The organism is Xanthocytophaga agilis, assembly GCF_030068605.1.
In the GTDB taxonomy this organism is placed as follows: domain Bacteria; phylum Bacteroidota; class Bacteroidia; order Cytophagales; family 172606-1; genus Xanthocytophaga; species Xanthocytophaga agilis.
Window position 1 is genome coordinate 57,150 of the sequence record NZ_JASJOU010000026.1, and the last position, 12,862, is coordinate 70,011.

Sequence of the window (12,862 nt, forward strand, 5' to 3'; positions counted from 1 at the left end):
GGAGAGGAATAACCCCGATAAGGAGCAATTGTGCTACGCTTATCGGGGGCAATAATTATATCTAGAATTTACTTAAAATTTCCAGCGAACAAAAGCTTCCATTGCTTCATACTCTGCTAGACCAAGTTGATTATACAAATCAGCCGTTCCTCGGTTTCTTTCTTCAGCTCTTTGCCAGAATTCGCGATCATCAGATCCCTGGAACACTACACCATCTTTTTGTGACTGGTGTTTAAAGATACCAAACCGTTTTTTCATAACCTGATCCGGACTCATTGGTACTGCCATCTCGATTTCATGGATATCCCACTCAGCCCAGGCTCCACGATACAACCATACCCAACAATCTTTCATGAAATCTTCGCTTTTCAATCTGTTTACTGCTTCTATAATAGCATCCAGGCAAACTTTGTGTGTCCCATGTGGATCGGCAAGGTCTCCGGCTGCGTAAATCTGATGAGGCTGTACCTGACGGATGATATCCATTACAATCTGAATATCAGCTTCTCCTAATGGGTTTTTTTGTACAAGTCCTGTTTCATAAAAAGGTAGATCCAGGAAATGTGCGTTTTCTGGAGGAATACCTACAAACCGGCATGTTGCTTTTGCTTCACCTCTTCTGATCAAACCTTTTACATGGCGAAGTGCAGCTGTATCCATTTCATGTGCCTGTTGCAGGAATGTATCTGTTTCCTTTAGCATATCTGATGCCTGATCAGACTGAATAGCAAATGCTTTGTTGAAGTCAACTACAAACTCCATGAAACGACGAGCCTCATCATCTGCCACAGCAATATTACCAGATGTCTGATAAGCTACATGTACATCGTGTCCCTGATCTACAAGACGCTGGAAAGTACCACCCATAGAGATAATATCATCATCAGGGTGTGGACTGAATATCAGAACCCGTTTGCGAACAGGATTGGCTCTTTCCGGACGGTTTGTATCATCTACATTCGGTTTTCCACCTGGCCATCCTGTAATCGTACGCTGAAGTTTATTGAAAACTTTTATGTTTATATCATATGCACTACCATACTGCACCAGCAAATCACTCAACCCATTGTCATTATAATCCCGGTTGGTTAATTTCAGAATAGGTTTTTCCAGTTTCAGCGCAAGATGTGTAACTGCTTTTTTAGTCATGGAATCATTCCATGTCACATCATCTACTAACCATGGAGTTTTGATACGGGTAAGTTCAGCCGCAGCTCTTTCATCAATCACAAAACGAGTGTTTGGATGTGCTTGTAGATAAGAAGCCGGATTTTGCTCACTGACTACTCCTTCTACTGCCTGCTGAATCACAGGTGCTTTACGCTCTCCCCAAGCCAGCAGTACAATTTGGCGAGCATTCATAATAGTTGAAACGCCCATTGTAATTGCTTTCTTTGGTACTAAATGAATACCCCCAAACTCAGTTGCAGCAGCTGCACGTGTAGATTGGTCAAGGGTGATTAAACGTGTGCGGGAAGATTGTAATGATCCTGGTTCGTTAAAGGCAACGTGTCCATTTCCTCCAATTCCCAACAATTGAAAATCTATACCGCCTGCCTCAATGATTCGTTGTTCATATTCTTTGCAATAGTTAGATAGCATAGCTAATGGGATTGTGCCATCTGGAATATGAAAATTTCCTGGCAGAATATCCACATGGTCAAACAGGTTTTCCCGCATGAAGCGATGATAACTGTGAATTGAATCTGGAGTCATTGGATAATACTCATCCAGATTGAAAGTGATTACATGTTTAAAGCTAAGCCCTTCGTTTTTGTGCAAACGTATTAGTTCCGCATATACTGTTTTTGGAGATGAGCCTGTGGCTAAACCCAAGACACAGGTTTCTCCTTTCTTACCCTTTTCGTTGATCACTTTTGCCATTTCCCTCGCTACCCAGGCAGAGGCTTTCTTCGAGTCTGCATAGATATTGGTAGGAATTTTTTCAAAGCTGATACTTTGATCTATAGTTTCCTGAATGATTGAAAAGGAGGGGGTTTCTGTTAACATGGAGATGTTATGTTTTTTAAAATAATCAGATAAAGCTCGATTCTATAACTCAAGTACAAGTATAAAAATTAATTTTCATTGTTTTATCTAATTAATAAAAAATTTTTTTAATTAAGTAAACCTACTAAACCTATATATTCTGTAATAGAAAGTATTCAAATACTTATATATTTGTTGAAAAAAAATATTTTTCAATATGTTAGAGATCAAAGAGTCGGTTGTTGAAATAAAAAAGAGCCGATTGAAACATTTATTGTTGAAGGAACTCTATATAAGTGGTCCCAGTACCGTTATTAAAATTAGTAAAATCGTTCATTCCAGTCCTCCTTCCATTGCTATGTTACTCAACGAGTTAGCTGAAGAGGGATGGGTTATGGAAGTAGGCGTAGGATCTTCTAAATCAGGACGTAAGCCTGTACTATATGGTTTAAATTCTTCCCATGGTTTTGTTGTTACCTGGAGCATCAGCAAAGTAAAAGGTCGGTTGGTTTTGTATAATCTTAATCATGATGTGTATGCAGAAAAGGATTACAACTTCAAACTGGAAAACAACAATTCCTATGCTGCCTTTATTGCAGAGAAGACCCGCGAGTTTCTAAAAGAAGAAAAAATTGATATTAGTCGTATCATTGGAGTTGGCATATGCATGCCAGGTTTGATCGATAAGAATACAGGGTACAATTACACGCACAAAAATAAGGAAGACAAACCCTTAAATGCTCTTATTGAGAAATATCTTGATGTACCTGCCTTTACATTGAATGATGCGAAAGCCATTGCTTTTGGCGAAAAGCGGTTTGGATTAGCTAAGGATTACAATGATGTATTGGCTATTAATATAGACTGGGGTGTTGGATTAGGTATTTTATTAAAGGGAGAAGTTTTCAATGGAACGGCAGGATTTGCAGGGGAGTTGGGTCATATTCAGGTACGACCAATGGGAGAACTCTGCTCGTGTGGCAAAACAGGTTGTTTGGAAACAGTTACTACTACAGAAGTATTGATTCGCAGAGTGAAGGAAGAAATTGCCAAAGGAAGAGTTTCTAAAATTCTTCAGCTTTCCAATGGAGAAAAAGATACTATCACAGAAGATTTGATTATTGCTGCTACTCACCAGGGCGATGAACTTTGTATAGATCTTTTTCAGGAGATAGGTACAGAGTTGGGAAAGGCTCTATCTATCGCAGTGCATTTATTCAATCCGGAACTTATCATTGTGGATGGTTTGCTGGCCAGAGCTGGAAAATTCATTACGATTCCTATTGAGCAGGCTATTAATAAATATTGTTTGGCAGAATTCCGGGACCACCTGAAAATAAAGACTTCTCAATTACGTGAATCGGCAGCATCTTTTGGAATGTATGCCTATGTAATGGAGCATATTTTTGAATCTGGCGTGTAAATCTTTTGTGGGAGTCCAAAGTCTAAGGATTACTAGGTATACTCTGGACTTCTATCATTTTTAGTGAAAATTATCTTGCACAATAACATCCCACTCTCTTTATTGGTTAAGGTTGATTTTCTGAATAAACCTACAGTCATGCTTTAAAAATTACTGTAAAAGAATACATTATAACCTACCTGTTTTTCAGAAAAGACTACTATTTTTGAGCAAGTTCACAGCTATCTGTATTGATAACAAACCCATAGTATATTACCTCTATGCAATATTATAATTCTATTGTGGATACTATTGGAGATACTCCATTGGTAAAATTGAATAAAGTGACCAAAGGGATTAAAGGAACCATTTTGGCAAAAGTAGAATATTTCAACCCGGGTAATTCTGTCAAAGACCGGATTGGGATCAAGATGATTGAAGATGCAGAAAAAGCAGGTATCCTGAGGTCAGGTGGAACTATCATAGAAGGTACTTCTGGTAATACCGGAATGGGATTAGCTCTTACTGCCATTGCCAAAGGATATAAGTGTATTTTCACAGTTTCTGATAAGCAATCACAGGAAAAGATCAATATTCTTCGTGCTGTAGGGGCTGAAGTAATTGTTTGTCCCACCAACGTGGCACCAGAAGATCCTCGTAGTTATTATTCAGTAGCACGTCGTTTGAACCAGGAAATCCCTAATTCTTTTTATCCGAATCAGTACGATAATTTATCCAATGCTGCTGCTCATTATGAAACCACAGGTCCGGAGATTTGGGCACAGACAGAAGGAAAGGTAACTCATTATGCCTGTGGCGTAGGAACAGGTGGTACTATTTGTGGGGCAGGTAAATATCTGAAAGAACAGAATGCAAATGTGGTAACTGTCGGAATAGATACATATGGTTCTGTTTTTAAAAAATACAAAGAGACAGGGGTTTTTGATGAGAATGAAATTTATCCTTACTTAACGGAAGGTATTGGAGAAGACATTCTTCCAAAAAATGTTGATTTTTCACTTATTGATCATTTCATCAAGGTTACTGACAAAGATGCTGCTGTCATGACTCGTCGGCTGGCACGGGAAGAGGGTATGTTTGTAGGATGGTCATGCGGATCTGCTGTGTATGGGGCTTTGGAATATGCTCGTGAGCATATGAAAGAGGGAGATGTAATGGTGATTATATTACCAGATCATGGAACACGTTATCTGAATAAGATATATAATGATACCTGGATGAAAGATCATGGGTTTTTGGAAGCACGTGATTTTGCAACCGCCCGTGATATTGTTCATTCCCGAAATATTTCTGATCGACTGCTAACAGTAGATACTGTTATGAAAGTAAATGATGCGGTTCGTTTACTAACCAAGGAAGGTATTTCCCAGATTCCTGTTACAGATGGAGAACAGATTGTTGGAAGTTTGACAGACTCAAAAATATTGGGCCAGCTTATCGAAAGACCTGAGATTCGGGATTCTCCAGTAAGTGAATTAATGGATCCTCCTTTTAAATTTGTAGGGTTGGACAATACATTGGATGTACTGTCGTCATTGATTGATAAAGAAAATAAAGCCTTGCTGGTACGCGATGAATTGAATCGTGTTCACATTATTACTCAGGCAGATTTGTTGTCTGCAATGGCAGGATAATATCTTTAATTGTATTTTCAGAGGTACGATTGTTGATTTGATAGTGCTTTCAGATCAGCAATCGTACTTCTGTTTTTATCTCAATATTTTATGCGAATTGTTAACGCCTTTCTTATTTTCCTTTTTTTATCAGCTTGTGCTTCCAAAGAGCAGAAAAGCAGTGAATCAACCACTGATATTTTGTCTGATACTGCCCAAACTTCTGAAGGGAATAATACCAATGTAGATAAAGAATCAGAGCTCCAAACAGAAACTTCTGTGAATAGAAGTACTAACCAATTGGAAAACTTTTCTGGGATTACCAATTTTCAACCAGCAAAACCTATAAAAGATCTTTCAATTCGGAATTTTGTCACCAGATTAGACCAACCTGACTCTACTTTTGCAGACTCAGACTCTTTGTGCCCTGTCGGACAGTTACATTTCTGGAATCTGAAGGGGCAAAATTGCCGCATTTTTGCTTTAGGAGATGATTATAGTCAGAAGATAAATCTACGTGCATCTTGTCGGGTATATGGAGTACAGTTAGTAGAAGGTGCAGAAAGTGCTGATTATGTAGGTTTTTTAGGCATTAAGCTTGGCGATGAGTCAAAGGAAGTGGAGAATAAATTAGAAGAGTTCGTAAAAAGTAATCCTGCTTATCGGTATGAGAAATTGAAAGGAGAATCTATTTTAGAAAGATTCCTTGCTAAAAAACAAAAATCGGTATTTGTTTTAACTGATGGAAAACGATACATGCATTTTGCAATAGGAAAGAAACAAAAACTAAATTATATACTTTTTGCTAACATGGAAGTTCGCAGTGCATGTTAAAATGGTAGTAGTATAATTGATTGGTTGTGAATGGGATACTATTTTGCGGTTAGTGTTGTAACTCATGTATACTTTTTGACAGCGAGTGCATTAATAGCTATAAAAGCCGCTTATTTACTCACATACTATTTCTTATGCGATCCTTTTCATTTTATTTCCTTACTGTTCTATCAATTATATTTTATCTGAGTAGTTGTAAGCAGTCAGTTTCTGATCAAACGACTTCTCTTGGGGATTCTACCAATCATGTATCTGAATTGTTTAGTGGACACTGGATTATTAAAGACTATATGGATCAGTTGTTACAGTCTCATTCTATATCTGGAATTCAAGAAGGTTTGGAAGAAATATATATTAAGCCGGAAACTGATTCGATTTATTTTACCAATGGATTTGAAGAAGTAGGCTTTGGCTTTAAAAAATTAAATGATACAACATTACAAGTGGAGAAGTTTAACCAGGATTCTCTAACTAATTTTGTTCTTTCTACTCAAGGACATGTACTAAGTTATAATGATATCAGTGCACAAAAAACAGTCGTTTTCAGTAAGATTGATGCTTCTAAGGGAATGTCTGAATCTGTATTCCTGTATCAGCCTATTACCAACCAGCATATTGTAGCTGGAAATTATACATTGACAGAACCTGAGGAAGCTACTGTGGTATTTGAAAAAGATGGCAAGATTATAGGATGGAAAGATTATCAGCACTATGAGCTTTGTATTGCCGGTGATTGCCGGAATTTTTTTGATAAACAAGACTTGATCACTTTATCAACCTCTGAAAAAACAGAAGATTTTCTTTTAGTGCAAGAGAAAGATTCCTATGCTCTATATCAGGTTGTGAATGTAAATAGACCTGATGAAATGCCTTTTTATGAAAAAGGCAAACGAGTATATCTTTTCCAGAAGAAAGGGTAGGGAAGTAGAGCGAGTTTAGATTTTTATGTTGTACTTCGTTATTTTACAACTAGTTATCCTATAAATATTATCCCAATGTTATCTGTGAGTACTAATATTCCTACCAGAGAGATTATAGAAGAGGCACATGCCCGAATTAGGCCATTTATACATAAAACCTCTGTTCTAACCTCTCATACTGTTAATGAGATATCTGGGGCCGAAGTTTATTTTAAATGTGAGAATCTGCAAAAGATAGGTGCATTTAAGATTCGGGGAGGAATGAATGCTGTTTTGCAATTAAATGAAGAAGAGCGACAAAAAGGGGTAGCTACTCATTCGTCTGGAAACCATGCACAAGCTATTGCTTATGCAGCCAGAGAAGTAGGATGCAAAGCTTATATTGTGATGCCAGAAAATGCACCGGAAATCAAGAAAAAGGCAGTTGCGGGGTATGGGGCTGAAATAATATTTTGTAAACCAACTCTTCAGGCAAGAGAAGAGGCATTGAATGAGGTCGTTGAACGTACAGGAGCTACATTTGTACATCCATTTAACAACTATCATGTAATTGCAGGGCAGGCAACTGCTGCTAAGGAGTTGATAGAGGAGATACCTGATCTGGATAGTATACTAACACCTGTTGGGGGTGGAGGATTATTAAGTGGAACAGCACTAAGTGTACACTATTTTTCTCCAAAGACAATTGTGGTGGCAGGAGAACCTGAAGGTGCACAGGATGCTTATCTGTCCTTGCAAGAAGGGAAAATTGTATCTGCGCCTTATATCAAAACAATTGCGGATGGCTTGTTGACTAATCTGGGAGATAAGACGTTTCCATTAATACAAAAATATGTAAAGAGTATTGTTACAGTTACAGACGACGAGATTATCGCTGCTATGAGATTAGTCTGGGAGCGTATGAAGGTAGTTGTTGAGCCTAGTGGAGTGGTTCCATTGGCAGCTTTACTCAAAGAGAAGGAAATATTTAATGGGAAAAAGGTTGGAATTATTTTTTCAGGCGGGAATGTAGATTTAGGTAATCTGCCTTTTTAAACAAAAGCCCATCCTTGTATTGAAGGATGGGCTTTTTATATTATTTCTTACGAAATACCAGGTTAATTGGAATACCTTCAAAACTAAAATGCTCTCTAATCTTATTCTCCAGGAACCGTTCGTATGGTTTCTGAATGTACTGGGGTAAATTACAGAAAAATGCGAATGTTGGTGTTTTTGTTGGTAATTGGGTAATGTATTTGATTTTGATGTATTTACCCTTAACCGCAGGAGGTGGATAATGCTCTATTTCAGGTAAGAGAGCATTGTTCAAGGCAGATGTTGCTATCTTTTGTGTACGATTTTCATATACTTCAACAGCTTTTTCAATAGTTTGAAAAATCCGTTGTTTTTCTGTGACAGACGTAAAGAAAATAGGGGCATAGTCAAGCGGTGCAATCCGTTCAAGAATTTCTTTCTTTACTTTTTCAGCTGTTTTGTGATCTTTCTCCAATGCATCCCATTTGTTCATCATAATTACGATACCTTTTCGACTCCGCTCTGCCAGCCAGATAATATTTACGTCCTGACTTTCGATACCACGTGTAGCATCCAGCATGATAATACATATATCTGAGTCTTCCAGAGCTCTGATAGAACGCATTACAGAATAAAACTCTATATCATCCTTAACTTTGGCTTTGCGACGCATACCTGCAGTATCCGTAATGATGAAATCTTTGCCAAACAATTTATAGTGAGTATCGATAGCATCCCGTGTTGTTCCTGCTATATCTGTCACAATACTGCGCTCTTTGCCAAGAAGTGCATTTAAAAAAGAGGATTTACCAACATTCGGACGCCCCAGAATCGAGATTCGAGGTATACCGGCATTTGGATCTTCAATTCCTTCTTCTGTAAAGTCTTTTACTACTTCATCCAAAAGCTCTCCTGTGCCTGAACCTGTCTGAGAAGAGATAGGGTAGACTTCACCCAATCCTAATGCATAAAATTCACCAGCCATCTGAGCCTTTTGTGGTGTGTCAGCTTTATTGGCTACCAGAAAAACAGGTTTCTTGGATCTGCGTAGTACATGAGCGAAGTCTTTGTCCAGATCGGTTAATCCTGCATCTGCATCTACCATGAATAGCAAGACACTAGCTTCCTCAATAGCCAGTTCAACCTGATCCCGGATAGATTCTTCAAAGATATCATCAGATCCTACTACATATCCTCCAGTATCAATTACTGTAAAAAACTTCCCACACCATTCTCCATGTCCATAGTGTCGGTCACGTGTGACCCCACTAACGTTGTCCATGATCGCTTGTCTTTTTTCGATCAATCTATTGAAGAATGTCGATTTGCCTACATTAGGTCTTCCTACAATTGCTATAATATTTGCCATAAAATTCTTAAGTCATTGCATCAAAAGATCTAGTCTCTCAAAATCTGGACTTCAAATCTTTTGAAAATAATGTAATTCTTTTTTTTAATTGGAAGAAGTGCTTTATTCTGAATAGCCAAATCTCCGTAAGGTGTTTTCTCTGCTTCTCCAGTCTGCTTCTACTTTGACAAAGGTTTCCAGAAATACTTTTCTGCCAAAAAACTCTTCCATATCTTTTCTGGCCTGCATCCCTACTTTTTTGATATTTTCTCCTTTGTGACCTAGCAAAATGGCTCGCTGGCTTGTTCTTTCTACCATGATCTCAGCCTGGATAACCAGAATATCTTTTTTATCCTTAAAGCTGGTAATGACTACTTCACAGCTATAGGGAACCTCTTTGTCATAATTCAGAAATATTTTTTCCCGAAGTATTTCTGATGCAAAGAAACGTTCGGGTTTATCCGTAAGTTCATCTTTGGGAAAATAAGGCGGATGATCTGGCAAATTGGCTATTATAGTTTGAAAAAGCAGATCTATATTGTTTTTCTTTAGTGCTGATATTGGAATAACTTCTTTGGCTTTAATAGTCTCCTTCCAGTAGGTAACTTTTTCTGCTACCTGCTCTTCTGTTGCCAGATCTGTTTTGTTAATCAGTACAAAAATAGGTGTTTCTGTATGTGAAAGTTTTTGTGTAACATCCGATTCATCGTGTTTTTCAAAGATATCTGTTACAAATAGAATAATATCTGCATCTTCCAGCGATGTATGTACAAATCGCATCATTTTTTGCTGCAATTCATATTTTGGCTGGATAATACCTGGTGTATCTGAATATACGATCTGAAAATCGTCTCCGTTCAGAATACCCATAATACGATGACGGGTAGTCTGTGCTTTGTATGTAATAATAGAGAGGTGCTCACCTACTAATGCATTCATCAGTGTCGATTTGCCAACATTGGGCTTGCCTACAATGCTTACAAAGCCTGCCCGGTGTTGAGGGAGGACCTGATCTGGTAGTATGTCTGTCATATTGATTAATAATCTCCGTTTGTATTTTTTTGACACAGAGATTTAAGGTATAAAGATTTTTTTGCAAATATACTTGATTTATTGAAAACAACCTTGCATCTTTGCACTCCAATTTAGATCGCGGGATGGAGCAGTTGGCAGCTCGTTGGGCTCATAACCCAAAGGTCGCAGGTTCGAGTCCTGCTCCCGCTACACAGATAATCAAGGCTTTAGCATTTAAATGCTAAAGCCTTTTTGTTTTGGTACAAAATAGGTCAAAAAATAGGTTAGAAATGAGTCACTAGTGTTATAATAGCTTATTGAGAGTCGATAAGCTGCTTGATCCTTTCAATTCCTAACAAAGCGCTTTTTTCTTTGGTACTTAAATCTTCAAAAGCTTCTAAGTTCCTTATATCGTTCTTATATAAAAGAGATATTTCCCCACGTGTTAGTCCATTGATATTTAATAGCTCAAACGTCAGGTGAACAAATAATGATAACTATTTATGGATGGCTTTAGCGTATTTGTGAATTATTTGTTGACTAAAATAAATACCAATGAGTAATTGTATCTAGTTGAAAAACAGATTTATATATAAGGTAATAGCGAAACCTGGCTGGGCGGATAACCATATTGCTTTTTAAAAGCGAATGAAAAATGTGAAAAGTCTTCAAACCCTACATCGAGAAAAACCTCTGAAGGTTTCCGGCGCTGTTCCGCCAATTGATAATGCGCGAGTTCCAACCGCTTCTGGGTCAGCCAGCGACCGGGTGTTTGCTTGAACGAGCGTTTGAAATCTTTCTTGAAGCTGGTCAGGCTCCTGCCGGTTAAGTAGGCGAACTTTTCAAGGGGCAGGTTGAACCGGAAATTCTGTTCCATGAATTGCGCCAGATCAAGCTTACCCGGCGCTTCGAAATGACCCAGCAACCCGTCCGCAGCCGGGTTCACCGCACGCAGCACTCGGATGGCTTCTTCTACCTTAAAAGCAGCGATATCCGTTGGTAAGGCATCGGATAGTTCAAAATAAGGGTCTAAAGAATTGAACAGACTTTTCAGCAGGGGATGGTCGGCAAAAACCACTGGCTCGTGGCTGCGCAGAGCCAGTGGTTTTAATTCTTTATAATATTGTTCGAGCCGTTCCTTGCGAAAAACAATAGAGATCGCCACACATGGCTCACCATTCAGCGGCAGCTTACTCATCCGCGCCAGTTGGTCACGCGGAAACAAAACGGTATCACCAGCGAAGAAGCGAAAACTGCGGTCCGCAGCCATGATCCGCATCTCGCCCGATATCACGCGTACCAGAGCAGGTTGCTCCAGCATAAGCTCCCGACTATAATGCACTCGCTTCTTACAGGAAATAAACACTTCAGAAACTTCCATCGGCTTGCAATTTACAACAAATTTAAACGGATCAAGCTTTCAGCGGTTGCGACGATCGCTTTCTCCGCGGAACGCGGCGACCAACCGAGCGTGTTAATGGCTTTGGCACTGGTCAGGTTCATCGGAATGCCTAACAAAGGGACCATGCTTTTGACCATTGAATCCTTTAGCGATGCAATACGCAATACCATATTCGGCAATTGCATGGCTTTCACTTTATGAGCGGCTTCACCTAAATTGGCTTTCAGGATCTTCGCCACTTCCACCAGCCAAATGCTTTCCCCACCCGTCGCGATAAATCGCTCTCCTTTGGCCTTAGGGTCTATCATCGCTCGCAGGTGCAGATCAGCCACATCCCGTACGTCGACAAAACAGGCGTTAATCTTGGGGCAGCCAGCCATCTTGCCTGTCAGCAGGTTTTTTACCAGGTAAATAGAATGTGAGTAATCAGGTCCCAATACCGGGCCCATTACAGCAGCGGGGTTAACCACCGACAGTTCCAGGCTGCTGCCTTCACGTGCCATAAATTCCCAGGCCGCTTTTTCCGCTAGCGTTTTTGATTTCTGGTAAGCCGGGGCATGGGTAGTATCCGTCCAGACCGTTTCATCATAAGGTGCTGTTTGTCTGGGGTGCCCATAGACGATGGCACCGATCGCTGAGGTCAGCACCACCCGTGAGATACCCGCATCCCGCGAGGCACGCAATACCCGCAGCACACCTTCCCGTGCTGGGATGATCATCTCGTCCTCATGCTTAAAATTTAATTTAGGTGTTGGTGAAGCCACATGCAGCACGTACGAACAGCCTTTTACTGCTTCGTCCCAGTTGGCATCAGTGGAGAGATCGGCCTGGATAAAGGTCAGGCGCTCGCCGGCTTCCACACCACCTTCGCGCAGCATCGCCCGCACAGCAGTTTCACGGCTGAGGTCGCGCAGCGTTGCTCGCACCCGGTAACCGACATTTAATAATTGCAGGATGCAATGCACAGCAATAAAGCCCGCACCGCCTGTCACCAATACTGTTTTTTTGCTATTAGAATTTGTGTTCATCTTTCTGTGGATTTGATGAAACAAAGTTCGGCATAAATCAAACCTCGTGTTTTGTTCAAAAGGCGCAATATGCTTTGTTTAAAAGGCACCCTTTTCAATTTGATGCACTAATTCCATTAAATGAAGCTCTTCTTGTACGCTGAAAGTATTTCTGATCTTGCCCGTCATTTCATCGAGTTTAAATTAGAAGGAAATCTTACCCAACTTGAGTACAACTTGGGAAAAAGAGCTATTGATAATCCTAATCTTGTAAAGAACAATTCATTCAATTGTAGTT

10 protein-coding genes and 1 tRNA gene are annotated in these 12,862 nt (G+C 39.6%); 6 read left to right on the forward strand and 5 right to left on the reverse strand.

From position 1 onward, the window contains the following. Positions 1-72: 72 nt before the first annotated feature. A complete protein-coding gene (nagB, locus tag QNI22_RS38790; RefSeq protein ID WP_314519839.1) occupies positions 73-2,010 on the reverse strand; it encodes a glucosamine-6-phosphate deaminase in 1,938 nt (645 codons plus the stop codon). A 196-nt stretch (positions 2,011-2,206) separates the two neighbouring features. On the opposite strand from nagB, the gene QNI22_RS38795 reads away from it, so the two are divergent. From QNI22_RS38795 to QNI22_RS38815, 5 genes are all read left to right on the forward strand, one after another. Continuing rightward, positions 2,207-3,412 (forward strand): ROK family protein, encoded by a 1,206-nt coding sequence (locus QNI22_RS38795; protein WP_314519840.1) that lies wholly within the window; start codon positions 2,207-2,209, stop codon positions 3,410-3,412. A gap of 260 nt (positions 3,413-3,672) precedes the next feature. Beyond that, positions 3,673-5,046: a cystathionine beta-synthase gene (locus QNI22_RS38800; protein WP_314519842.1), complete on the forward strand. Its 1,374-nt coding sequence runs from the start codon at positions 3,673-3,675 to the stop codon at positions 5,044-5,046. 90 nt (positions 5,047-5,136) lie between these two features. Continuing rightward, on the forward strand, positions 5,137-5,859 hold the full coding sequence (locus QNI22_RS38805) for a hypothetical protein (RefSeq protein ID WP_314519844.1): 723 nt from the start codon (positions 5,137-5,139) through the stop codon (positions 5,857-5,859). A 134-nt stretch (positions 5,860-5,993) separates the two neighbouring features. Beyond that, a complete protein-coding gene (locus tag QNI22_RS38810; protein ID WP_314519846.1) occupies positions 5,994-6,779 on the forward strand; it encodes a hypothetical protein in 786 nt (261 codons plus the stop codon). Between the two features lie 75 nt (positions 6,780-6,854). Then, positions 6,855-7,814, forward strand: a complete 960-nt coding sequence (locus QNI22_RS38815) for a threonine ammonia-lyase (protein ID WP_314519847.1) — start codon at positions 6,855-6,857, stop codon at positions 7,812-7,814. A 40-nt stretch (positions 7,815-7,854) separates the two neighbouring features. Here QNI22_RS38815 and der read toward each other — a convergent pair whose 3' ends face one another. After that, positions 7,855-9,162, reverse strand: coding sequence for a ribosome biogenesis GTPase Der (der, locus tag QNI22_RS38820; protein WP_314519849.1), 1,308 nt, complete (start codon positions 9,160-9,162; stop codon positions 7,855-7,857). Between the two features lie 102 nt (positions 9,163-9,264). Continuing rightward, positions 9,265-10,173, reverse strand: a complete 909-nt coding sequence (gene era, locus QNI22_RS38825; protein ID WP_314519851.1) for a GTPase Era — start codon at positions 10,171-10,173, stop codon at positions 9,265-9,267. Between the two features lie 119 nt (positions 10,174-10,292). Between era and QNI22_RS38830 the strand changes: the two genes are divergently transcribed. Beyond that, positions 10,293-10,365: transfer RNA gene (locus tag QNI22_RS38830), tRNA-Met, on the forward strand. A gap of 376 nt (positions 10,366-10,741) precedes the next feature. Here QNI22_RS38830 and QNI22_RS38835 read toward each other — a convergent pair. Both QNI22_RS38835 and QNI22_RS38840 read right to left on the reverse strand, forming a co-directional pair. Beyond that, positions 10,742-11,536, reverse strand: a complete 795-nt coding sequence (locus tag QNI22_RS38835; RefSeq protein ID WP_314519852.1) for a helix-turn-helix domain-containing protein — start codon at positions 11,534-11,536, stop codon at positions 10,742-10,744. Between the two features lie 11 nt (positions 11,537-11,547). Further along, positions 11,548-12,585, reverse strand: coding sequence for an SDR family oxidoreductase (locus tag QNI22_RS38840; protein ID WP_314519854.1), 1,038 nt, complete (start codon positions 12,583-12,585; stop codon positions 11,548-11,550). Positions 12,586-12,862: the final 277 nt, after the last annotated feature.